23 protein-coding genes are annotated in these 22,267 nt (G+C 58.9%); 4 read left to right on the top strand and 19 right to left on the bottom strand.

The genetic code is table 11. From position 1 onward, the window contains the following. Positions 1-100: 100 nt before the first annotated feature. The 14 genes from lpxB to AC2CHD_RS01380 all read right to left on the bottom strand — a co-directional run bounded on the left by lpxB (position 101) and on the right by AC2CHD_RS01380 (position 14,352). A complete protein-coding gene (gene lpxB, locus AC2CHD_RS01445; RefSeq protein WP_484553186.1) occupies positions 101-1,276 on the bottom strand; it encodes a lipid-A-disaccharide synthase in 1,176 nt (391 codons plus the stop codon). After that, positions 1,266-2,165, bottom strand: coding sequence for an LpxI family protein (locus AC2CHD_RS01440; protein WP_484552332.1), 900 nt, complete (start codon positions 2,163-2,165; stop codon positions 1,266-1,268). The genes lpxB and AC2CHD_RS01440 overlap by 11 nt, the downstream gene beginning before the upstream one ends. Next, the gene (lpxA, locus tag AC2CHD_RS01435) at positions 2,149-2,979 is read right to left on the bottom strand and encodes an acyl-ACP--UDP-N-acetylglucosamine O-acyltransferase (RefSeq protein WP_484553185.1); all 831 of its coding nucleotides are present in this window, start codon (positions 2,977-2,979) and stop codon (positions 2,149-2,151) included. Before lpxA ends, AC2CHD_RS01440 begins: the two co-directional genes overlap by 17 nt. A gap of 10 nt (positions 2,980-2,989) precedes the next feature. Then, positions 2,990-3,460 (bottom strand): 3-hydroxyacyl-ACP dehydratase FabZ, encoded by a 471-nt coding sequence (fabZ, locus tag AC2CHD_RS01430; protein WP_229446946.1) that lies wholly within the window; start codon positions 3,458-3,460, stop codon positions 2,990-2,992. After that, a complete protein-coding gene (gene lpxD, locus AC2CHD_RS01425; protein ID WP_484552331.1) occupies positions 3,453-4,514 on the bottom strand; it encodes a UDP-3-O-(3-hydroxymyristoyl)glucosamine N-acyltransferase in 1,062 nt (353 codons plus the stop codon). Before lpxD ends, fabZ begins: the two co-directional genes overlap by 8 nt. A 65-nt stretch (positions 4,515-4,579) precedes the next feature. Next, positions 4,580-6,961: an outer membrane protein assembly factor BamA gene (gene bamA / locus AC2CHD_RS01420; RefSeq protein WP_484552330.1), complete on the bottom strand. Its 2,382-nt coding sequence runs from the start codon at positions 6,959-6,961 to the stop codon at positions 4,580-4,582. Positions 6,962-7,176: 215 nt separating this feature from the next. Continuing rightward, positions 7,177-8,316 (bottom strand): RIP metalloprotease RseP, encoded by a 1,140-nt coding sequence (gene rseP, locus AC2CHD_RS01415; protein WP_484552329.1) that lies wholly within the window; start codon positions 8,314-8,316, stop codon positions 7,177-7,179. 191 nt (positions 8,317-8,507) lie between these two features. After that, entirely contained in the window at positions 8,508-9,347 is an 840-nt protein-coding gene (locus tag AC2CHD_RS01410) for a phosphatidate cytidylyltransferase (protein ID WP_484552328.1), read from the bottom strand. Between the two features lie 20 nt (positions 9,348-9,367). Continuing rightward, positions 9,368-10,057, bottom strand: coding sequence for an isoprenyl transferase (locus AC2CHD_RS01405; protein WP_484552327.1), 690 nt, complete (start codon positions 10,055-10,057; stop codon positions 9,368-9,370). A gap of 66 nt (positions 10,058-10,123) precedes the next feature. Next, the gene (gene frr, locus AC2CHD_RS01400) at positions 10,124-10,684 is read right to left on the bottom strand and encodes a ribosome recycling factor (protein WP_229446951.1); all 561 of its coding nucleotides are present in this window, start codon (positions 10,682-10,684) and stop codon (positions 10,124-10,126) included. 12 nt (positions 10,685-10,696) lie between these two features. Next, a complete protein-coding gene (gene pyrH / locus AC2CHD_RS01395) occupies positions 10,697-11,443 on the bottom strand; it encodes a UMP kinase (RefSeq protein ID WP_484552326.1) in 747 nt (248 codons plus the stop codon). A gap of 91 nt (positions 11,444-11,534) precedes the next feature. Beyond that, positions 11,535-12,458 (bottom strand): translation elongation factor Ts, encoded by a 924-nt coding sequence (tsf, locus tag AC2CHD_RS01390; RefSeq protein WP_229446953.1) that lies wholly within the window; start codon positions 12,456-12,458, stop codon positions 11,535-11,537. Positions 12,459-12,561: 103 nt separating this feature from the next. Then, positions 12,562-13,356 carry a 30S ribosomal protein S2 gene (gene rpsB, locus AC2CHD_RS01385; RefSeq protein ID WP_229446954.1) on the bottom strand — a complete coding sequence of 265 codons (795 nt, stop codon included), beginning with the start codon at positions 13,354-13,356 and terminating at the stop codon, positions 12,562-12,564. A gap of 162 nt (positions 13,357-13,518) precedes the next feature. Then, entirely contained in the window at positions 13,519-14,352 is an 834-nt protein-coding gene (locus AC2CHD_RS01380) for a cell envelope integrity EipB family protein (protein WP_484552325.1), read from the bottom strand. A 228-nt stretch (positions 14,353-14,580) separates the two neighbouring features. On the opposite strand from AC2CHD_RS01380, the gene AC2CHD_RS01375 reads away from it, so the two are divergent. From AC2CHD_RS01375 to AC2CHD_RS01365, 3 genes are all read left to right on the top strand, one after another. Further along, the gene (locus AC2CHD_RS01375) at positions 14,581-15,048 is read left to right on the top strand and encodes a RidA family protein (protein ID WP_229446956.1); all 468 of its coding nucleotides are present in this window, start codon (positions 14,581-14,583) and stop codon (positions 15,046-15,048) included. Then, positions 15,048-15,758 (top strand): glycerophosphodiester phosphodiesterase, encoded by a 711-nt coding sequence (locus AC2CHD_RS01370; RefSeq protein WP_229446957.1) that lies wholly within the window; start codon positions 15,048-15,050, stop codon positions 15,756-15,758. Before AC2CHD_RS01375 ends, AC2CHD_RS01370 begins: the two co-directional genes overlap by 1 nt. Positions 15,759-15,843: 85 nt before the next feature. Beyond that, a complete protein-coding gene (locus AC2CHD_RS01365; RefSeq protein ID WP_484552324.1) occupies positions 15,844-17,016 on the top strand; it encodes a GNAT family N-acetyltransferase in 1,173 nt (390 codons plus the stop codon). Between the two features lie 6 nt (positions 17,017-17,022). Here AC2CHD_RS01365 and AC2CHD_RS01360 read toward each other — a convergent pair whose 3' ends face one another. After that, complete coding sequence (locus AC2CHD_RS01360) at positions 17,023-17,352, bottom strand: DMT family transporter (protein WP_484552323.1); 330 nt, start codon at positions 17,350-17,352, stop codon at positions 17,023-17,025. 107 nt (positions 17,353-17,459) lie between these two features. On the opposite strand from AC2CHD_RS01360, the gene AC2CHD_RS01355 reads away from it, so the two are divergent. Continuing rightward, entirely contained in the window at positions 17,460-17,885 is a 426-nt protein-coding gene (locus AC2CHD_RS01355) for an HIT family protein (protein WP_484552322.1), read from the top strand. Positions 17,886-17,912: 27 nt separating this feature from the next. Here AC2CHD_RS01355 and AC2CHD_RS01350 read toward each other — a convergent pair whose 3' ends face one another. From AC2CHD_RS01350 to clpS, 4 genes are all read right to left on the bottom strand, one after another. Further along, positions 17,913-18,263: an AzlD domain-containing protein gene (locus tag AC2CHD_RS01350; RefSeq protein ID WP_229446961.1), complete on the bottom strand. Its 351-nt coding sequence runs from the start codon at positions 18,261-18,263 to the stop codon at positions 17,913-17,915. Then, entirely contained in the window at positions 18,260-19,009 is a 750-nt protein-coding gene (locus AC2CHD_RS01345) for an AzlC family ABC transporter permease (protein ID WP_484553184.1), read from the bottom strand. The genes AC2CHD_RS01350 and AC2CHD_RS01345 overlap by 4 nt, the downstream gene beginning before the upstream one ends. 109 nt (positions 19,010-19,118) lie before the next feature. Next, positions 19,119-21,578, bottom strand: coding sequence for an ATP-dependent Clp protease ATP-binding subunit ClpA (gene clpA, locus AC2CHD_RS01340; RefSeq protein WP_484552321.1), 2,460 nt, complete (start codon positions 21,576-21,578; stop codon positions 19,119-19,121). Positions 21,579-21,586: 8 nt separating this feature from the next. Beyond that, positions 21,587-21,916 carry an ATP-dependent Clp protease adapter ClpS gene (gene clpS / locus AC2CHD_RS01335; protein ID WP_229448042.1) on the bottom strand — a complete coding sequence of 110 codons (330 nt, stop codon included), beginning with the start codon at positions 21,914-21,916 and terminating at the stop codon, positions 21,587-21,589. Between the last annotated feature and the right edge of the window lie 351 nt (positions 21,917-22,267).

Raw genomic sequence — 22,267 nt, 5'->3', positions numbered from 1 at the left:
GTCTGCAGCCGTCCGCTCTCTAGCCGGAAGCCGCCTCGACGTCAATCATCAGCAGATTTGCCCAGCCTATCCTGTTTTGCTGGAACGGCCTGCACACACCTCAGGCGGCACCTGAAACATGCCGCAGCACCACCTGCGCCGCAATCTCTCTGGAAGGCCTTTCGGTGGCCAGTGCGTCAGCGATCTCCTGGAAGCCTGCCATCTGCGCGGCCCGGCCCAGCTTGTCGTCCCACAATGTCGTGATCTGGCGCGCCAGATAGGACGGCCGGACATATTGATTGAAATGTTCGGGCACGACCGGCCAACCGGCAATCAGGTTTGGAAGGGCCGCAGACCACACAGTGATCAATGGTATAAGGGCGCGGGCTGCGAAATCCGTCTTGTAGCAAAGAATGGTCGGTACGCGCGCCAAGGCGAGTTCCAAAGAAACGGTACCAGAACACGCAAGTGCCGCATCGGCCTCGGCAAACGCCTGCCATTTGCGCTTTTGATCGAGGATTATTTCGGGCCTTTTGGGCCAGTCCTTCGCCGCGATCTCGATCAAGGAAGCGACATGCGGAACAGTGGGCATGAGAACGCGGAAGTCGCATCCCATCTCATGAAGATGCCGCACGGTTTCTCCAAAGGGCTGGAGAAGACGCGAAACCTCGCCACGGCGCGATCCCGGCAAGAGAAGCAGGGTCCGTGGTTCGTCAGGTGTTTTCACCGCCCCTGAAAGATGGGCCTGCGCCGCAGCCAGGATGTTCGGATCACTTGCCAGACGATGCCCCACAAAGGTGCCGATCGGGCCGCCCAACCGCTCCAGCTCCGCCGGTTCGAATGGCAAAAGGCAGAGGATCTCGTCCACATGTGGTTGCATGGCAGGCGCCCTCCCCGGCCTCCACGCCCAAACGCTTGGGCATACATAATGTATGATCGGGATGGAGGGCGCGAGGGCGCGCACCTTCTTGGCCACGCGCAGGCTGAACTCAGGGCTGTCGATGGTGACCAGGCAATCAGGTTTTGCATCCGCAATCGCCTTCGCTGTCTGACCGATGCGGCGTATCAGCCTGGGCAGATCGCGCACAATGGCGCTGACCCCCATCAGCGCAATGTCTTCAGCGTTGAAGATTGACTTCAAGCCCAGTGTGGTGAGCGCTCGTCCGCCGACACCCAACAGGTCCACATCTTTATCGCCCAACCGGCGCAGTGCATTTATGAGATCCGCACCCAAAAGATCTCCGGATTCCTCGCCGGCGATAACTGCGATTTTCAGTGCCCGGCGATCAACGGTCATCATCAGCCTCCGGATTCAGCCCTATCAGAAAAAGGCCGAGTTCATCCGCCAGTTTTACCGTCTCGGCGTAATCCAGGATCAGGGAACGTCCAGCTTCAACACCGACGCCGGCGAGCCCCGCATCATGAGCTGCCTGAATCGTCTCCGGGCCGATGGTAGGCATATCGGCGCGTTCCTCTTGCTCCGGTTTGACACATTTAACCAGTGCTCCGCGGGATTTGCCTGCCAGGCGACCATGGTTGCGCATGCCGCGCATCCGCTCCAGGAGGCCCGCCGTTCCTTCGATCCCCTCGAGCGCGACTGCGCGGCCACCCACCGCAATAGCCGCCTGCCCAATATCAAGCGCTCCGATCATTCTTGCTGCCGCGTAGGCGGCTTGAAGATCTCTTCTGTCGGACGCCTTTGGTTTGGTGCTCGTCATGATCCCTTCGGGTGCAAGGAGCTCAGGGGCGATCTCGTGTGCACCCAGCACCCGGATTCCTTTGGCCTCGATATGCGCTATCACGGCGCGCAGGAGGCCATCATCTCCCTTGGCATAAGCGGCAACCAGTTTAGGAAGAGCGCGGAACACGTCCCATCCCAGTCGCACTTTGAGGATCGGCGGGCGGCGGCTCACCCCTCCAGCCAGCACGAGATGCGTCACACCTGCGCGTTGCAGCTTTGGCAGAAACAATGCAAGGCGCTCAGCAGGTGCAGGCCAAAGGTCAAATCCGGCGACATTCTCGCCATTCAGCCAGTCGGCTTCCCCCTCGATCGCAATGACAATCGGCCTGTGCCCGCTCTTGACGAGCGTGCGAACCACATCCCGTGGCAGGGCTCCGCTGCCGGCCACAACCGCGATGCGGGAGGCCTCCGGCAGAACCGGATGTGTTTCAGCCCGTTTCATCATCCTCGGAGGCGCCTCTACCGCGCGCCGGGAGGGTGAAATGACGTTTGTCCCTGCCTCCGACAAAGGCAACGATGTCGCCGATCAGTTCTGAGGAGGGATAGGCGCTCTGGACTGTGCGGGCATTTTCGTCCAGCGAAGCCCCTTCCGCGAAGAGCATCCTGTAGGCCTTGCGTAGAGCCGCGATGTCCTCGCGCGGCATGCCCGAACGTTTGAGCCCGACAAGATTGAGACCACGCAGGCGGGCCCGGTCACCCACGGCCATACCGTAGGGAATGACGTCGCCCACAACAGCGGCGAATCCGCCCAGGAAAGCGTGGTGGCCGATCCGCACGAACTGATGCACTGCAGCATAACCCGAGATAATCACATGATCGCCAATTTCGGCATGACCACCGAGACCCGCATAGTTTGCCATGGTGACATGATTGCCCACATCACTATCGTGCGCCACATGCGAATAGGCCATGAACAGGCCATGCGAACCAACGGTGGTCTTGCCACGGCTCGTATCCGTCCCGGTGTGGAAGGTCACGCCCTCACGGATAACGCAATGGGCTCCAACCTCGAGTGTGCTTTTGCCGCCCTTGTGCTTGAAGTTCTGCGGAGGTGCGCCGAGAACAGCTTGCGGATAGACCTGGCATGCTTCACCCAGTGTCGTATCGCCCATGATGGTTACGTGGCCAATCAGTTCCACGTCATCGTGTAGCCTGGCACCTGACGACACATGGCAAAATGGCCCTATACGAACGCCCTGGCCCAGTTCTGCGCCGGGTTCGATGATAGAAGAGGGATGAATAACAGTGTCGCGCGCCATGAAATGCCCGTCAGCTCGCCTGCTCGACATTCATCATGGCCGAAATGACGGCTTCGGCAACCTTGGCCTCGTCCACCTTTGCGACGCAATCGAACTTCCAGATGTTGCCGCGTTGCTTGACCTTGGTCACGTGGATCTCCAGACGATCGCCAGGGATGACCGGCTTGCGGAACTTCGCATTGTCGATGGTCATGAAATAGACCAGAGAGGGACTGTCATCCCCGGCATTGTTGATACAGATTGCGCCAGCAGTCTGGGCCATCGCCTCAACGATAAGGACACCCGGCATGACCGGCTGCGCGGGAAAATGCCCTGTGAAGTGGGGCTCGTTCATGGTGACATTCTTGATGCCGATGGCGGAACGGTCACCGTCAATTTCGATGATCTTGTCGACCAAAAGGAAAGGATAGCGATGCGGAAGCAGCCGCATCAGATCCATGATGTCCAGGCTTTCAAGCGTGGTCGAAGCGGTTTCACTCATCCCCGTCCCTCATTTTCTTTCTCTTTCCGTCTACCAGCCCCCGCAAGGCAGCCAACTCGCGGAAGGCCTCACGGATAGGCTGCGCGGGAGATCCGGCCCAACGTTCACCCGCCGGCACGTCGTTCATGACGCCGCTGGACGCTGCAAGCTGGGCACCGCTGCCGATATGGATATGGTCAGCGATGCCGACGCGACCGCCCAGCATGACGAAATCGCCGAGCGTCACGGAGCCTGATAGACCACAATTTCCAGCGATAACGCAGCTTCGGCCGATGCGGACATTGTGCGCCACCTGCACGAGGTTATCGATCTTGGTCCCCTGCCCGATGATCGTATCCACGAGGGCGCCACGATCCACGGTGGTATTGGCACCAATCTCCACATCGTCCTGAATGACCACGCGGCCAATCTGAGGCAGTTTTTCAAGCCCCTTGGCGCCCGGAAGATAGCCGAATCCATCCTGTCCGATCCGAACACCCCCGTGGAGGATCACGCGATCACCGATCATCGCGCATTGCACCGAAGCGCCCGGGCCAACATAGCTGTCCCGGCCAATCCGCGTGCCGGCTCCGATCACGGCGTTGGGAGCAATGATCGTTCCGCGGCCGATCAAAACGCCTGCGCCAATGACGGCGCCAGGCTCCACGATCACACCGTCTTCGAGAACGGCATCTGCGGCCACACTGGCCCGATCCGAAATTCCGGTCTCACCGGTCATGGACCCGGGGCTCATGGCCTGAGGGAAGAGAAGTCGTGTTATCTGGGCAAAGGCCGCCTGCGGCTTATCGGCGATGAGCACCGCAACGGTATCCGGGCAATGCCCCGCCGCCTCGCGCTTACACAAAACAGCGGCGGCCGTCGTGTTGCGCACGAGTTCGGCATTGCGCTTGCCCTCGATGAAAACCAGCATGCCGGCGCCGCCGTCAGAAGCGGCGGCCACGCCCTCAATCATAACTTCCGCAAACTCAGGACGAGCAAGCTCAGCTCCCGTCAGCGAGGCAATCTCGCCTGCCGTAATGCGGCGTGCGGGAGGAAAAAAATCAGGGTCCTTCATGGAAACCTTTCGCCCGGACCCTGAGGGCCCGGGCTAAACGGAACTGCTCCAGCAACACGCGACCGTTAGAAGCGCGTCGAAATACCGAAGTTGAAATGCTCCACGTCGTCGGATTCTTCCTTCAGGACGGGATACGCATAATCAACCCGCAGCGGACCGAAGGGCGATGCCCAGATCAGACCAGCGCCAACCGAGGCGCGCCACTGCATATCGGTTCCGATCGCTCCGGCAACATCGCTGCCGTAAAGCGTGGCGGCATCGGCAAAGACCGCGCCGCGAAGACCAAAGCTTTCGGGCAGGATCGGGAACGGGAACTGCGCTTCTGCGGAGGCATTGAAATATGTCGTGCCACCCACATGGTCGATGCTGCCGTTACTCGCCTTCTGATACGGACCGATGCCATTGTAGTCGAAGCCGCGAATGATGCGGTCGCTGCTCGAGAAATGGTCGAACACGCGAAGATCGCCATCGAGCGCCTGAATGTGGCCAGCGCCGACCGTGAAGAGGCCCACAACGTCAAACTCTTCCGACAATGTATGGTAGTAGGTGCCGCGTGCAGTGGCCTTCACGAACTTGGCATCACCACCGAGGCCGGCGACCTCAAGCGTGAGGTTCGCATAAAGACCCGAGTGCGGGTTCTTCATGTCGTCGATCGTGTTGTAGATCAACGAACCGCTGACGGACGACTTGATCCACTTCTCCTGACCGATCGCTTCGACGAGCGCAGGAGCGAGGTTACAATTAGCGTCGTTGGTAGGATCCCCGTCATTCAGGTTCGCGCAGTTACCGATGCCCGTATACTGCTCCTGAGAGAGGTTGTAGGCGAGCTGTGTGGACAGAGCCTCGGTGATCGGCAGGCCGAAGCGGATCGTCGCACCCGTCGTGTCGCGCTCATACTTGTCATCGAACTTGCGCGTGCGGCGGTAAACATCGAAACCAGCCGAGATGCGGCGTCCGAGGAAATACGGCTCGGTGAACGAGAACGAGTAATCGCGCGAGTTCTTGCCGCCGCCGGCAGCAATACGGACATACTGGCCGCGCCCCAGGAAGTTACGCTCGGTAACCGAGCCTTCCACGGAGAAACCGCCGCTGCTGTCGACACCGCCGCTGGTCGAATAACCGGCGCCGATGGAGAATTCACCCGTTGATTTCTCGACCACATCGACGACGAGGACCACCTGGTCGGGCTGCGAGCCCGGCACGGTGGAGATATTGACCGTCTGGAAGAAGTTCAGTGCTTCAAGACGCCGCTTGGCGCGCTGTACCAGCACCTGGTTGAAGGCATCGCCTTCACTCAGATCGAACTCGCGGCGTATCACATAATCGCGGGTGCGCTGGTTGCCGCGGATCTCGATGCGCTGGATATAGGCGCGCGGTCCCTCATCGATGGAATAGACAACATCGATTTCACGGGTTTCGAAATTACGGTTGCCGCGCGGCGTGACCTGGGCAAAGGCATAGCCCATGCCGGCGACATGCTCCGTCAGGGCGATGATGGAATCTTCGACATTCTTGGCGCTGTAGACGCTGCCTTGACGGGTTTCGATCTGCGAGCGCAGCGTTTCCGGATCAATACCGGAAATCGTGCTTTCCACGTCGATATTGCCAAAGCGATAGCGCTCGCCCTCTTCCACCGTAAAGGTCAAGGTGTAAGCGTTCTCGGTCTCGTCGAGATCGGCGGACGAGGAGATCACCCGGAAATCCGCATAGCCGCGATTGTAGTAGAAACGACGCAGCGTTTCCTCATCCGCGCGCAGACGGTTGTCATCATAGATGTCGTTGCGCAGCAGGAAGGAAAGGAAATTCGACTGCTTCGTCGAAATCACGTCTTTCAGACGGCCATCGCGGAATGCATTGTTGCCGACGAAATTGATCGCGGCAATCTTCGTGCGCCCGCCTTCCTGCACCTCGAAGATGACGTTGACACGGCCATCGTCCAGCTCCTGAGTGCGACCGCTGACAGTCGCATCGTCACGGCCAATGCGGCGGTAAGCTTCACGAATGGTCTCCTCATCGGCCTGAAGCGCCTGATTGGAGAAGGACTTGCGAGGCTGCAGCTGCACAGCGCGCGCCAGGTTAGCGTCCTTGATCTTCTTGTTGCCCTGGAAGATCACCTGGTTGACGATCGAGTACTCGTCAACGGTGACGATCAACGCCCCACCCGACTGGCTGATCGAAACATCAGCGAAAAGGCCGGTGGCAAAGAGCCGCTTAACGGCGTCGTTCACGTCGTCCTGTGAGAACGAACGTCCCGGACGGATGCTGATATAGTTGCGAATGGTTTCCGCGTCGACGCGACGGTTTCCACGCACCTCGATTCGGCTGACCGTGGCAGCATGCGCCGCCTCCATTGCGGCCAGCTCAACGGCGATCGTCCCCGTCATCGCCAACCCCGCCGAAAGGGCCACTGCCGAAACGGCGTTCTTAAAGCTCGAAGATGCCTTCATTGGGCCTGAAAACCTCTATTCTCTTTGTCCCCGCAGCGAGAAATAGGAACAATCTTGCAAAGCAGCTAACCTAATAGCCAGATTTTTCCTACACGCAAGCCTTCTGGTTAATTTGCGTTTACGAACCACCGCTTAGTGGCATTCGCGTCACGCCAAAATCAAAGCCATGGTAAATATCGTCTCAATTTTTACACATTTTGCCTTCCCGAGCCTCCCTAGCACCCAAACAGGTCGTTCCAAAAAACAAACCCCATGAATGCGAGAACGGCGAACAGACCAACACGGTAAACCGCGTCCATAACCCTCTCGGACACGGGACGGCGCATCACAGCTTCTATGGCGTAGAACACCAGATGCCCGCCATCAAGGGGGGGAATGGGCAAAAGATTAAGAACGCCTATCCCGACTGACAATAATGCAACAAGTTGCACCACCCACTCGAAGCCGAGTTGTGCGGCCTTTCCGGCCATATCGGCGATCTTGACCGGCCCGCCGAGCTGGCAACGATCTTCCCGGCCAGCCACGAACCGTTTCAGGAACTGGCCGGTGCGGTAGATCACATAGCCGGTTTCGCGCACCGCCTCGCCGAGCGCCTCCAGCGGCCCGAACTCGATGAGCCTGGGCTGCCCCATCTCCTGATCGTTGACGACACCGATCACGCCGATCCGCACCGTGTTTCCCAGAGCGTCCTTTTGTTCCAGAAGCTCAGGCGTGGCTTTCAGGACCACTTCCTCTTCGTTCCTGCGAACAATGAACGACAATTCATCGCCTGCGCGCCCCGAAACGATACGCTGGACATCCCCGAAGGTGCGCACCTGGGTGCCATCGACGGAGACAAACCTGTCACCGGGCTGAAATCCGGCGATGGCGGCAGGCGTATCCGGCCGTACTTCGGCAACCATCGGCTCCATGACATACCGACCGAAGCCAGCAAACATGACCGCGAACACGGCTATGGTCAGAAGAAAATTGAAGAACGGACCGGCGAACACCGTCGCCGCACGCTTCCAGACGGGCTGGGTGTGGAAGGCCACACGCAACTCGTCTGGCGAAAGATGCTCGGTTGATTCGGGGTCCGGCGTGCTGGTCACAGACATGTCGCCGGTGAATTTCACATATCCGCCGAGTGGAATAGCCGACAATTTCCACCGAGTGCCGTGGCGGTCGTTGAACCCAAAGAGCTCAGGGCCGAAACCGATCGAGAACGCCTTCACGCCTATTCCGCACCAGCGGCCGACGAGATAGTGCCCCATTTCATGGACGAACACGACCACAGTCAGAACGAACAGGAACGGGATGATCGTTCCGACCAGCAGGCCATTCGTGCTGAAAATGGAGGTCACAAAGTCGATCACGTCAGTCTCACTCGATCGCGGTTTGCTTCAGCGCATTCATCCGGAAAACCATCTAGACTTTCAGAAGGTCTGACGCATTGTTCCAATAAGTCGCCGGTTAATGCGGTCACGCCCCAAAGAGCCTCCCGAATCCCGACCTCACCACACTCCATGCCATCGCGGCAGTTCCATGGCAAATGGTTCCGGTGTCTTCAGATCCTGAAAAGAGCGTGAGCCGGCGACTCTGCACCGCCCAAAAGCGCTGCCACCAGATAGAGCACCAGGGCAGCCGCCATCAGCCCATCCACCCGGTCCATCACCCCGCCATGGCCTGGGATGAGATTGCCGGAATCCTTCACGCCATTTCTGCGCTTGAGCGCCGATTCGAACAGATCGCCGACCTGAGAGACAATGGCCAGTATGAGCGCGATCAAGGCAATCAGAACCGCACCATGAGCCGCGCTCTCATGAAGCGCGAAAGCGCCACCTGCAAGCACGGCGAAAACCGTTCCGCCGAGTGCACCGCTCCATGTCTTTCCAGGTGAAATGGAAGGAGCAAGCTTCGCCCCGCCCAAGGTCCGGCCGGTAAAATAGGCCATAATGTCCGTCGTCCAGACGACTGCAAACAGGAACAGAATCGCAAACAGCCCCGATCGGTCATCAGCCCTAAGATGTACAAGCGCCAATGTGGGCGCGGTAGCATATGCGAGCCCCGCAACCAATCCAAAGCCGGTTCCGGACGCCCAGCCCTGCAATGCCAGGAGGAGGAGAGCCGCCGCAAGGCCAAGAAACAGGATCGTTGCCGGCTGCCCAAACACCATCAACACCATGATCGCGGCCAGCAATGCAGCACCGAGACCGGTGTGCATATTCAGGCTTCGCTCCGAGCGCATGGCGCACCATTCATAGAAAATGGCGCCCGCCATGACCGCGGACATCAGCCGAAACGGCAAACCGCCAAAATACGTGATCAGGAGAACAGCGAGGCCAAGAACAATCGCCGAAATGATGCGCAATTGCAGATTGCTACGCGGGCGACCAGGTGCCGGCATCCCCTCCTCCCCACGCCCGTTCATAGGACGGCTTCGCGGGCTCCGACACCGCCGAAGCGGCGCTCGCGGGCATTGAAGGTGGCGATGGCGGTTTCAAGATCGGCGCGACCGAAATCCGGCCAATGACAGGGCAGAAAGACAAATTCCGCGTAAGCGGCCTGCCAAAGCAGGAAATTCGACAAACGCTGCTCGCCGCTCGTCCTGATGATCAGGTCCGGGTCGGGAATACCGGCGGTGTCGAGATAAGCACCAAACGCCTCCAGATCGACGGCGCTGGTGTCCAGTCGGCCCGACTGCACGTCGCGCATCAATGCTTTCGCAGCCCGCAAAATCTCGTCGCGCGCGCCATAATTGAACGCGATCACCAGGTTCATATTGGTGTTATCCGCAGTCAGATTCTCGGCTTCCAACAGGAGCGACTTGATGTCTTTTTCCAGGTTTTCGCGGTCGCCTATGATGCGCACACGAACACCATTCTGATGCAACTCAGCAAGATCGCGACGAATGAACAGGCGCAGAAGCCCCATGAGGTCGTTGACCTCAGAGGGGGGCCGCGACCAGTTTTCCGAGGAAAAGGCGTAGACCGTAAGCCAGTTGATGCCCAGTTCGCCAGCCGAACGCACGGCGTTGCGAAGCGCTTCCACACCGGCGCGGTGTCCGGCCCGGCGCGGGAGACCCCGCGCTTCGGCCCAGCGACCGTTTCCGTCCATGATTATGGCTATGTGCGCCGGCTTCAACTGCTAGTCTCCCCTCGCCTCCTGCGGATCCCGCAGTGGCTAAACCTGCATGATCTCGGCTTCCTTGGCGGCGAGCAGCTTGTCGATGGCCGAAATCGTTTCGTCCGTCATCTTCTGCACCTGATCCGACTGCGCGTGCAACTCGTCCTGGCTTATCTCGCCATCCTTTTCGGCCTTTTTGAGGTGCTCCATCCCGTCGCGGCGCACATGCCGGGCGGCGACCTTCGCGTTCTCCGCGTATTGATGCGCGATCTTCACGAGTTCCTTTCGGCGTTCCTCATTGAGCTCCGGCAAGGGAATGCGCAGTGTCGATCCATCCACGATCGGATTGAAACCAAGGTTCGATTCGCGGATCGCCTTGTCTACAGCATTGACCATGCTCTGGTCCCATACCGCGACCGAGATCATGCGCGGCTCCGGAACGGAAACCGTTGCCACCTGGTTGATCGGCATCGCCGCGCCATAAGCCTCGACCTGGATCGGATCGAGAAGATTGGCGGAAGCCCGACCCGTCCTCAGCGAAGCCAAATCGTGCTGGAAGGCAGTGGTCGCCCCATCCATACGCCGCTTGAGGTCTTTAAAATCAACGCCGTCGGCCATCATTAAATCTCCTTACGCACCGGCACGCTGTTCTGCTTCGGCGTCATCGGACACGATGGTGCAATGTCCGCCGCCTTTCAAGATGGCGTTGAATCCGCCCTCTTCATGAATCGAGAAAACGATTATCGGAATGTGGTTCTCGCGCGCAAGAGCAATCGCGGCAGTATCCATGATCGCCAACCCATCTCTGATCACCTGCGCGTGGCTCAGGCGCTCATAGCGCGTCGCATTCGGGTCCTTGCGCGGATCAGCAGAATAAACCCCGTCGACTTGCGTCCCTTTGAAGAGCGCGTCCGCGCCGATCTCTGCCGCCCTGAGCGCTGCGGCCGAATCTGTTGTGAAGAACGGATTGCCTGTACCGCCGGCGAAAATCACCACCTTGCCCGCGTTCATGTAGCTTGTGGCCTGACGCTGTGAGAAGCTTTCGCACAGCTCGGGCATGGCGATGGCCGACATGACCACGGCATCGACACCCATCTTTACCAGAGAGGTGCGCAGCGCCAGCGAATTGATGACTGTCGCGAGCATGCCCATGTGATCGCCGGTCACCCGGTCGCCGCCCTTGGAGGCCACAGCCACGCCGCGGAAGATGTTGCCGCCGCCGATAACGACCCCGACCTCGACGCCTAACTTTCGCGCCTCCAGAATGTCGCGCGCGATGCGGTCAACCACCGAAACATCGATACCGAACCCCTGCTCACCCATCAGGGCCTCGCCGGATGCTTTCAGAACAACGCGCCGGTAGCGTTTCTCGGTCATCTTCAAAGTCTCCAAATTTGACCCTGCGTTACACGAAGGGCGCCGCGTTGTCACGCGGCGCCCTTCGTCTTCAAACAGCTATTCGCAGGTCTCAGGACTTTGCGGCAGCGGCCACTTCAGCGGCAAAGTCGGTTTCTTCACGCTCAATACCTTCACCAAGCGCGAAACGGACGAAGCTGACGATCTTCGCCGGCGCACCGATTTCCTTTTCAGCCTCGGCAAGAGCCTTTTCGACTGTCAGGTCGGGGTTCATCACGAAAGCCTGCTTCAGGAGCACGACCTCCTCAAAGAACTTGCGCAGACGGCCTTCGACCATCTTTTCAATGATGTTCTCCGGCTTGCCGGACTGGCGCGCCTGGTCGGAGAAGATATCCTTCTCGCGGGCAACGGCTGCCGGATCGACATCGGCCTCGGTCAGAGCCAGCGGATTGGTCGCGGCCACATGCATGGCGACCTGACGGCCAAAAGCGCGCGCCGCGTCGGCATTGCCTGTCGTCTCGATCGCCACCAGGACGCCGAGCTTGCCGAGGCCATCGGTGACGGCATTGTGGACGTAGCTTGCAACTGCACCGTTTTCGACGGACAGCTTTGCCGAACGGCGCAGCGCCATGTTCTCGCCGATCGTGCCGATGGCGTCCTTCACCGTGTCGGCAACGGACTTGCCCGTTGCAGGATAGGTCGCGGAGGAGACCGCCTCGATCGATCCATCCGTCCCCAAAGCCACGGTGGCGATGTTGCTCACCAGAGCCTGGAAAGCATCGTTACGGGCAACGAAATCGGTCTCGGAGTTGACCTCGACGACAACAGCGCTGTTTGCATCGGATGCAACGCCGATCAGGCCTTCGGCAGCCGTGCGGCCAGCCTTCTTGTCGGCCTTGGCAATGCCCTTCTTGCGCAGCCAGTCCATGGCTGCTTCCATGTCGCCATTGTTCTCGGTCAGGGCTGTTTTGCAGTCCATCATGCCTGCGCCGCTCTTCTCGCGCAGTTCCTTGACCATTGCTGCTGTAATGCTCATCGTCGCCTCTTCATCAATCTTCTAACAAAAACGGCCGCGTAGCCTTTGGTCTGCCGCGCGGCCGCCGCGGGGCTCAAGCCCCACATTTTCGGAACGGCGCTGGTTAGGCGTCCTTGTTTTCTTCTGCTGCCGGCGCTGCGGCTTCGTCATCGAGTGTGGGCTCTGCCGGAGCCTCGACAGCCTCACCGATATCGAGGCCAAGGGCGCCCTGCTGACGCTCAATGCCGTCGATTGCCGCCTTGGCAACGAGATCGCAGTAAAGCGCGATAGCGCGAGCCGCATCGTCATTGCCCGGGATCGGGTAATCAACAACGTCCGGATCGCAGTTCGAATCGACGATCGCCACCACCGGAATTCCGAGGCGTTTGGCCTCCTGAACGGCAATTGCTTCCTTGTTGGTGTCGATCACGAACATCAGATCGGGCGTGGAGCCCATGTCGCGGATGCCGCCAAGGGCGCGGTCGAGCTTCTCACGCTCGCGCTCCAGGTTCAGGCGCTCTTTCTTGGTAAAGCCCTGAGCATCGGACGCCAGCAGCTCATCGAGCTTGCGCAGACGCTGGATCGAGTTGGAGATGGTCTTCCAGTTGGTCAGCATGCCGCCAAGCCAGCGGGCGTTCACATAATACTGTGCCGAACGCTTCGCCGAATCGGCAACGATCTCGGAAGCCTGACGCTTGGTGCCGACGAACAGGATGCGGCCGCCCTTGGCGACGGTGTCCGAGACGGCCTTCAGCGCCTGGTGCATCAGCGGCACGGTCTGGCTCAAGTCGATGATGTGAACATTGTTGCGGGCGCCAAAGATGTAGTTGGACATCTTCGGGTTCCAGCGGTGGGTCTGGTGACCAAAGTGAACACCAGCTTCCAGAAGCTGGCGCATGCTGATATCGGGCAGTGCCATTCGTTATCCTTTCCGGTTGAACCTCCACGGACCGTCAGGCGGAAACCGCCACCGGAGGCGCTGGCCGGATGTCTCCCGAGCAGAACCAAGATCCGTGTGTGGAATGCGCGCGCATATAGAAGCTTATGGCGCAGAATGCAAGCGTTTGGGCGGAGAATGAGCCTATTTGGTGCAGTCCGCCCCTTCCTTCGTCTCCTCGAACATCGTCAAATCGACAAGCTGGCCGCGAATCGAGAACTCGTCATAGTTCATCTCCAGGCTTCGCGTCACGCCGCTCTCATGAAGGAGAAAACTGATCTCATAATCGGGAAGGGCCTCACCACGCTCCTCATTCGGATCAAAATAGGCGATGCTCACAGGCCAATAGGTTTGGTTTTCAAGTGGGGCGGCGGCGGACCGTTCCGCATCGCTCTTACCGATAGGCTTCGCCTTGCCGATCGTCACCGAGGTCATCATCACCCGGTCCGCGTCCTCGGAGCTGTCATAAAGCGAGGTTTGATAGAAGCCGCCGCCAGCTTCTGCCTTTGCCAGCACTTCTTTCATGTGCTGCACCGGAAATTGCGTCGGCTCGAGCGTCTCGCTGCGACGGTCAGGTTTGGAAAGCTCAACCAGCGTCTCGCCATCTTCCAGCCGGGCGACACCCTTCACCTCCCGATCCAGCATGTTGTCGAGATACATTTTGTTGACGAACTGGAAAACCTTTCCCGCGCCATCCTCGTAGGTGGTGGTCTGCTGGTCCGAAAGCCGCGATGCGTCGTCCGTTTCGAGACGCATGACGAAACGAAAGGTGGTCGTGTAGCCCTCACAGACCGAGCCAGCAAACTCATAGACCATGCGCCCGGTAATACCGTTTATTCCGGAACGGTCGCTCGCCCGGTCCAGGGAGAGGTCGTAAACAGCCCGATGTGGCAGCAATTTCGGGGCAGCCTGAGCGAAGCCCGTCCCAGTAAGCGGTACAGAGAGCAGAGCCAAGGCAAATAGGCGCAATGAGCGCATGAACGACCTCCGATATTCGGCATTTTACGGTCGGAGCACAGCGTGACCGTCTGGATGGTTCCGTTTGAAGGAGAGTCGTGGCGGAAGCGAGGCAAATATGCAACCTCCCCCTGCGGCACATTCCCCCTGCCGGTGGATTCGATTGCGAAAGTGTCGCAACTGACGTTTAGTTTTGTCTGTAAGGCGGCGTTGCCGTGCTGAGACACAGTGAAATTCCAGGAGACCAAAATGGCACGTGAAATCGAGAAAAGATTGCTGGAACTGGGCGTCGAGCTGCCCGAAGCGGCAGCGCCTGTCGCAAACTACGTGCCTTTCGTCCAGACCGGCTCATTGCTGATGACCTCCGGGCAGCTTCCTATGAAAGACGGCAAGCTGATGGCAATGGGGCTTCTTGGCCGCGAATTGGGCACCGAGGCCGGCAAGCTTGCGGCCAAATGGTGCACGGTCAATGTGCTTGCCCAGGCACGGGCAGCCCTCGGCGACCTGGAGAAGATCAAGCGCGTCGTTCGCATTTCCGTCTATGTCGCCTCTACTCCGGATTTCACCGATCAGCACCTCGTTGCCAACGGCGCTTCAGATTTCCTCGTGGCCGCGCTTGGAGATCGGGGGCGGCATGCGCGGGCGGCCGTCGGCATGGCATCGTTGCCGATGAACGCGCCGGTGGAAATAGACGCCATTATCGAGGTCGCCGAATAATGCCCGCGCTCGACTGGCTGACAGCACGCCCGATCGCGCATCGCGGTCTGCATGACATGAACCATGCACGTTGGGAGAACACGCTGTCGGCATTCAGCGCTGCCGCTGATGCCGGTTATTCGATCGAGTGCGACGTGCATCTGTCATCTGACGGTGTCCCAATGGTTTTCCATGATCATGCATTGCGTCGCCTGACGGGGCAGGATGGAACAATTGCGGGGAAATCGGCCCGTGAAATGGGCGCATTGAAGGTTGGTGATACCGCCGATCATGTGCCGACGCTGCGCGAGATGCTCACGCTCGTGGCGGGCCGTGTTCCGCTGGTGATCGAGCTGAAGGGCGCCGAAGGACATGACGATGCGCTTGTCGCCAATGTGACTGAAGCGCTTCGAGACTATTCCGGCGCGGTGGCGCTGATGTCGTTCGATCACCGTCTCGTGCGCCAACTCGCACATCTTGCTCCCCACCTACCACGCGGACTGACGGCAGAAGGCCCTTCTCCAACGGCGATGGAGGCGCATTTTTCCATGTTGGCGAATGACATTTCCTTCGTGTCCTACGCGGTGGACGAATTGCCGAACCCGTTTGTGCGATTTGTGCGCGAGCGCCTTTCCATGCCTGTCATCACCTGGACCGTGCGCGATCCGGAAGCCATCAAGCGCACCTTCGCCTATGCCGATCAGATGACCTTCGAGGGGTTCACCCCCTGACTCACCCGATGTGGCGCACCTCTTGAAGCGTCCCCCTGTGCACGCTTAGTTAGACCTATGACGAAAGCAACAAACGGATGCGCTCATGTCGGATGAAGTGACGCTGACGGTCTCTCCGTCGCTCGCCGATGTGCCGCAAGCCGATTGGGTGGCCCTTGCCGGAGCTTGCCGGGAAACAGGGGAGACACCCTACAACCCTTTCGTGTCCCACGCCTTTCTGACAAGTCTGGAGGACAGCGGTTGTGCGGTGCGCGAAAGCGGATGGCTGGGGCAGCACCTGCTTTTGCGGAGCAGCGACGGCGCCCTGCTTGGTGCGGTGCCGTGTTACCTCAAATCGCACAGCCAGGGAGAATATGTCTTCGACCACGGCTGGGCGGACGCTTTTGAACGTGCCGGTGGCCGATATTACCCAAAACTGCAGGTTTCCATCCCGTTCACGCCTGCTGCCGGACCTCGCCTTCTGGTTCGCAACGGCGCTCCTCAAGAGACTGTTCGCGAGGCACTCGCCGAGGGCATCAAGACACTGACGGAAAGGCTCGGTATTTCATCGGCCCATGTGACCTTTTCAACCAGCGACGACATTTCGGCGCTGGAACGCGCCGGATTCCTGCTGCGGACGGACCAGCAGTTTCACTTCTTCAACCGCGACTATCACAGCTATGACGATTTTCTCGATACGCTTGCTTCACGCAAGCGCAAGGCCCTCAAAAAGGAGCGTCGCACTGCGCTTGAAAACGGGGTCGAGATCGATTGGCTGACCGGCCGTGATCTTACAGAGGCCGTATGGGATGATTTTTTTGAGTTCTATACGGACACAGGAAACCGCAAGTGGGGCCGCCCCTACCTCAACCGCCGCTTCTTTTCACTGATCGGCGAACGGATGGCCGACGACATCCTCCTTGTCATGGCGCGGAGGGATGGGCGCTTTATTGCCGGCGCCATCAACTTCATCGGCTCGGATACATTGTTTGGCCGAAACTGGGGTTGCATCGAACACCACCCCTTCCTGCATTTCGAGGTTTGCTATCATCAGGCAATCGAGTTTGCCATTGCGCGTGGACTGAGGCGGGTGGAAGCCGGTGCACAGGGCGAGCACAAGCTGGCGCGCGGCTACGAGCCGATCACCACGCGGTCGGCTCATTTCATTCCCCATCCCGGCCTGCGTCGGGCGGTGGCTCAATATCTTGAGATGGAGCGGCAGGACGTGGCGGAAATCCACCGCGTTCTGCAAGCGCATACGCCATTTCGCAAAGGCTGATGCCGGTCAGTGCATGACCGATTTCGAGAAAAGATTGATCACCAGAACCCCAGCTATGATCAGCCCCACCCCAAGAATAGCTGGAGTGTCGAGGGTCTGTTGGAACCATAGCCAGCCGATGGCGGTGATGAACACGATCCCGGCACCGGACCAAAGAGCGTACACGATACCCACCGACATGGTGCGCAGCGTCAACGAGAGGAAAAAGAACGCAACCGCATAGCCGATGAGCGTCACCAGCGAAGGGGTGAGACGTGTGAACCCTTCTGTCTGCTTGAGTGCGGTTGTTGCAACGACCTCGAAAAGAATGGCGATGATCAGATAAAGATAGGTCACGCACTCACCTTTTGGAAAACCCGGCGAATCGGCCGGTGCCCGGAGTTGACGGCCCGGAGATTAGCGCAGAAAAATGCCGCCGCAATTGCCCGAGACCAGAGGTTCCCATGACCAGTGCTCCCTATGACAAGAACAATGTTTTCGCCAAAATTCTGCGTGGCGAACTTCCCTCTCACAAGCTCTATGAAGACGATGAAACCTTCGCCCTCATGGACATCATGCCGCGCGGTGATGGCCATTGTCTGGTGATTCCGAAAAAACCAGCACGCAATATTCTCGATGTCGAGGAAGACAGTCTCGCCGCCGTGATGCGCACGGTCCAGAAGCTTGCGCGCGCAACCAAAGCCGCCTTTAAAGCAGATGGCGTGACCATCCAGCAGTTCAATGAACAGGCGGGAGGTCAGGTCGTGTTCCATCTTCACGTTCATATCATTCCGCGCTTTGAAGGGGTTCCGCTGCGTCCGCATACCGGCGAAATGGCGGACAATGCCGTTCTTGCAGAGCAGGCGGAGAAAATCCGCGCTCAACTCTAGGGGCGCCCCCCCCGGGAGCGGCAGTCATCAGCCGATCAGGTAAAGCCCGGAAAGTAGAACGGCTTCGGCGACGGCAATGCCGGCGAGAATCTGCTTGCGTGACAGTAGGTAGGCGGCAAATCCAGCGATGGCCGCCCCCACCCTCAGCGCAAGGGGGGAATCAGCGAGCGCTCCGGAAGGAAAGACAATGAGGTTGGCGATCACGGCAGCCACAAGCGCTGTAGCGATGCAACGCACGAAGACAAGAATGTCGGATTCATCTGACATCTTGCCCCCGAGATAGACGCCAAGATAGCGCCAGGTATCGGTTGCAAGCCAACCGGCAAGAAGAATGAACAGATAGGGCCACCACCAGGCATCGAACGTATCGAAATTCACTTGCCTGCCCCCTTCTTCAGACGGGTTCTGTGCCAGATATAGGCGGCACCGCCGGCAATGCCGCCCGCAGCCAGCAGATCGAAGCCAGGCAATATCAAATGAAACACCGGTCCGCTCAGCAGGCCCAGCACCATCGCCACATGCCCTGCCCGCTCGCGTGCCGAACCCCAGAGCGAGGTCAGAAAGTAGATCGGCGTCAAAAAGAAGAGAGCCGCCGACACCTGCAGCGGCAAGCGTTCAGCAAGAAGGAATACGGTTGCCACCACACCCATATTCACCAGAACCAGCGTGGTTCCGATACCGGTGTAATAGGCGGTCCTGAGATCCCGCGGCACAGTTCTGAAACTTTCCATAGCGAGGACCCATGAGGTAATCGCCACGAAGTGTGAGAGCGCGTACAATACCCATTTGCGGGTACGTGGTCCGCGCATCTCCGGGGTCAGCGCAACCACCATCGGTGCCAGACGAACCGAGGAAAGCGCGACGGCGAAGGCTGCAGCGATGAGACTGTTGCCGGCTATCATCGCGCCGATCAGCACCACCTGCGCCGGCAATGCCCAAACCACACCAGTCATGAAAACAGTCTGCGGCAAGGTAAGCCCTGCCTCGCGTGCAAGGCCCGCAAAACCCACAAAGGCGCTGACCAGAACCAAGCCGGGAACCGAAAAACAGCGGCGCACGCCCCGCAGATACCAGTTGATGTGGCTTTCTTTGCTGTCTGATTCGACTGTCGTGTTTTCATTCATCGATGCAGGAACTAGCACAGCCAGGTCCTGCGGGCGATACGACGAAGGCGTGGGTGCTTGGGACACCCACGCCTTCCAAATTGGTCCACTTCAGGCAAACGCTCGTTTCTCAGCCCTTGCGCGGCAATTGCGGCACCAGGCTGCGCTTGGGTGGTTCCTTCGGCTTTTGTGCCTTGGGTTTCGCTGCCGCTTTGGGTTTGCGGGTTTTCTTGGCAGCGGGTTTCGCCTTCTTTCTGGCTGGAACCTCGTCGCGAGGTTTGATCGGAGCGTCGTCAGGCACCGCATCGAGTTTCAGGCCGCTTTCACCTGAATCATCCTTCTCGACGGTAACCCGAACCGTACCGCCCTTCTTGAGGCGGCCAAAAAGCACTTCCTCTGCCAAGGGCTTCTTGATGTGCTCCTGGATCACGCGGCCAAGGGGGCGCGCGCCCATCCGCTCATCATATCCCTTATCCGCCAGCCAGGCGACCGCCTCCTCCGACAGATCGAAGGTAACGCGGCGCTCGGCGAGCTGCGCCTCAAGCTGCATGACGAATTTCTGCACGACCTGATGGATGACCGGAACCGGCAGAGCGCCAAACGGAATGACGGCGTCGAGGCGGTTGCGGAACTCTGGCGTAAAGAGACGGTTGATCGCCTCCATATCGTCGCCTTCACGCTTCGATGACCCGAAACCGATGGCCGGCTTGGCGAGATCGGCCGCACCCGCATTGGTCGTCATGATCAGGATCACATTGCGGAAATCAATGCTCTTGCCATTGTGATCCGTGAGCTTGCCGTGATCCATCACCTGCAGGAGGATGTTGAACAGATCCGGGTGCGCCTTCTCGATCTCATCAAGGAGAAGCACACAATGCGGATGCTGATCGACACCATCGGTCAGCAGGCCGCCCTGATCGAAACCGACGTAACCGGGCGGAGCACCGATCAGGCGTGAGACAGTGTGGCGTTCCATATATTCGGACATATCGAAACGCAAAAGCTCGACGCCCAGCGATGCAGCAAGCTGTTTGGCGACCTCGGTTTTGCCCACGCCTGTGGGGCCCGAGAACAGATAAGAGCCAATCGGCTTTTCCGGCTCTCTCAGGCCGGCACGCGCCAGCTTGATCGCGGAAGAAAGCGCGGTGATGGCTGCGTCCTGCCCGTAAACGACACGCTTGAGCTCGTCCTCAAGCGTCGCGAGAATCTTCTCGTCATCAGCCGAAACGGTTTTCGGAGGAATGCGGGCCATCGTGGCGATGGTGGCCTCGATCTCCTTAACGTTGATCGTCTTGCGGCGTTTCGCTTCCGGAAGGAGCTTCTGCGAGGCGCCCGTCTCGTCCAACACATCGATCGCCTTGTCTGGCAGTTTGCGATCGTTGATGTAGCGCGCGGACAGTTCGACCGCGGCCTTCACGGCTTCGTTGGTGTAACGGACCTTGTGGAACTCTTCGAAATAGGGCTTCAAGCCCTTCATGATTTCGATGGCATCCTCGACCGTGGGCTCACTGACATCGATCTTCTGAAAGCGCCGCACCAGAGCGCGGTCCTTCTCGAAAAACTGCCTGAATTCCTTGTAGGTGGTCGAGCCGATACAACGGATCGTACCAGACGATAAGGCAGGCTTCAGAAGATTGGATGCATCCATTGCGCCGCCAGAGGTGGCACCGGCACCGATCACGGTGTGGATCTCATCAATGAAGAGAACAGCGCCGGGGAAGTCCTCCAGCTCCTTCACGACCTGCTTGAGACGTTCCTCGAAATCACCGCGATACCGGGTGCCCGCCAAGAGCGAGCCCATATCGAGCGCGAAAATCGTCGCGTCTGACAGCACATCCGGCACATCGCCTTCGACAATGCGCTTTGCAAGCCCTTCGGCAATCGCCGTCTTACCAACGCCGGGATCACCCACGTAAAGCGGGTTATTCTTGGAGCGGCGGCAAAGAACCTGGATCGTGCGATTGATCTCCGGTGCGCGCCCGATCAGCGGATCGATGCGCCCTGCCCGCGCCTTCTCGTTGAGATTGACGCAATAGGCCGTAAGCGCATCCTGCGCCTGCTTCTTCTTGTTGCCGTCCTCGGCCTCTGCCCCTGGTGCTCCGGTGTCTTCGTCATCCGCACCACGCGGCGTTCTTGCCTCCGACCCACCGGGCCGTTTGGCAATGCCGTGACTGATATAGTTGACCGCGTCGTAACGCGTCATCTGCTGTTCCTGCAGAAAATAGGCCGCATGGCTCTCGCGTTCGGCAAAGATCGCTACGAGCACATTGGCGCCCGAGACTTCCTCGCGTCCAGACGATTGCACATGGATGACGGCCCGCTGGATAACGCGCTGGAAACCGGCAGTCGGCTTGGAATCCTCGTCATAACCGGTGACGAGATTGTCGAGCTCGCCGTCAATATATTTGATCACCGTCTCCTTGAGCGCCTCGAGATCGACATTGCAGGCGCGCATTACGGCTGCAGCGTCCGAATCGTCGATCAGCGCAAGAAGCAGATGCTCGAGCGTTGCATACTCATGGTGGCGCTCATTGGCGAAAGTAAGCGCCTGATGCAGTGCCCGCTCCAAGCCTTGGGAAAAAGCCGGCATTCAATACCTCATTTCTTTTCCATCACGCATTGAAGCGGGTGCTGGTGTTGGCGGGAGAAGTCCATCACCTGCGTTACCTTGGTCTCAGCCACTTCAAACGTGAACACGCCACATTCACCCACACCGTGATTGTGTACGTGCAGCATAATTCTGGTCGCGGCTTCGCGATCCTTCTTGAAGAAGCGCTCAAGCACATGAATGACGAACTCCATCGGGGTGTAATCGTCATTCAGCAACAATACACGATAGAGACTCGGTTTCTTCGTCTTGGTTTTCGTACGCGTGATGACTGCAGTTCCACGATCGGAACTGTCACCATCTTTCTCGCCATCCTGCATTCGCCAGACGTCGTGCTGCATGGCTTCACCGATATTCAAAAATTCCATTCCCTATGCCGAGCCCTTACGTGGGACATGTAGGTACCCTTGCGACAATTTTAAGCCCTTATCCGTTCCTGACAATATGGGTGACGGGGTTTTGCGTTCAAAACTACGCCATCATCACCCTGGATGGTTCAGACATTCATTCCAGCCGGTATCCGGACCGGTCAATCCTTCAATTTCGAGTCAATGTTAAGAAATTCCGTCAACGAATAGCTCACCATAAACGGATTGGTAACGCCGCCGCCGATAGGGTGATGGGAAATGGGTCTGCGAGTGGGGATGCCTCGCAGCCTGAAACCAGATGCA

The organism is Nitratireductor sp. ATLC21 (assembly GCF_057196525.1).
Note: the sequence above shows the minus strand (reverse complement) of the source record. Positions and strands in the feature narration are given on the sequence as shown.

Coding starts and splice junctions, on each gene's coding strand:
- AC2CHD_RS01440 (WP_484552332.1), bottom strand. CDS start 2,165: ATGATGAAACGGGCTGAAACACATCCGGTTCTGCCGGAGGCCTCCCGC.
- AC2CHD_RS01345 (WP_484553184.1), bottom strand. CDS start 19,009: ATGAATGAAAACACGACAGTCGAATCAGACAGCAAAGAAAGCCACATC.
- AC2CHD_RS01410 (WP_484552328.1), bottom strand. CDS start 9,347: ATGCCGGCACCTGGTCGCCCGCGTAGCAATCTGCAATTGCGCATCATT.
- lpxB (WP_484553186.1), bottom strand. CDS start 1,276: ATGACCGTTGATCGCCGGGCACTGAAAATCGCAGTTATCGCCGGCGAG.
- AC2CHD_RS01380 (WP_484552325.1), bottom strand. CDS start 14,352: ATGCGCTCATTGCGCCTATTTGCCTTGGCTCTGCTCTCTGTACCGCTT.
- clpS (WP_229448042.1), bottom strand. CDS start 21,916: ATGCAGGATGGCGAGAAAGATGGTGACAGTTCCGATCGTGGAACTGCA.
- AC2CHD_RS01370 (WP_229446957.1), top strand. CDS start 15,048: ATGCCCGCGCTCGACTGGCTGACAGCACGCCCGATCGCGCATCGCGGT.
- pyrH (WP_484552326.1), bottom strand. CDS start 11,443: ATGACCGAGAAACGCTACCGGCGCGTTGTTCTGAAAGCATCCGGCGAG.
- clpA (WP_484552321.1), bottom strand. CDS start 21,578: ATGCCGGCTTTTTCCCAAGGCTTGGAGCGGGCACTGCATCAGGCGCTT.
- bamA (WP_484552330.1), bottom strand. CDS start 6,961: ATGAAGGCATCTTCGAGCTTTAAGAACGCCGTTTCGGCAGTGGCCCTT.
- lpxA (WP_484553185.1), bottom strand. CDS start 2,979: ATGGCGCGCGACACTGTTATTCATCCCTCTTCTATCATCGAACCCGGC.
- AC2CHD_RS01355 (WP_484552322.1), top strand. CDS start 17,460: ATGACCAGTGCTCCCTATGACAAGAACAATGTTTTCGCCAAAATTCTG.
- tsf (WP_229446953.1), bottom strand. CDS start 12,458: ATGAGCATTACAGCAGCAATGGTCAAGGAACTGCGCGAGAAGAGCGGC.
- AC2CHD_RS01405 (WP_484552327.1), bottom strand. CDS start 10,057: ATGGACGGAAACGGTCGCTGGGCCGAAGCGCGGGGTCTCCCGCGCCGG.
- rpsB (WP_229446954.1), bottom strand. CDS start 13,356: ATGGCACTGCCCGATATCAGCATGCGCCAGCTTCTGGAAGCTGGTGTT.
- AC2CHD_RS01375 (WP_229446956.1), top strand. CDS start 14,581: ATGGCACGTGAAATCGAGAAAAGATTGCTGGAACTGGGCGTCGAGCTG.
- fabZ (WP_229446946.1), bottom strand. CDS start 3,460: ATGAGTGAAACCGCTTCGACCACGCTTGAAAGCCTGGACATCATGGAT.
- AC2CHD_RS01365 (WP_484552324.1), top strand. CDS start 15,844: ATGTCGGATGAAGTGACGCTGACGGTCTCTCCGTCGCTCGCCGATGTG.
- frr (WP_229446951.1), bottom strand. CDS start 10,684: ATGGCCGACGGCGTTGATTTTAAAGACCTCAAGCGGCGTATGGATGGG.
- lpxD (WP_484552331.1), bottom strand. CDS start 4,514: ATGAAGGACCCTGATTTTTTTCCTCCCGCACGCCGCATTACGGCAGGC.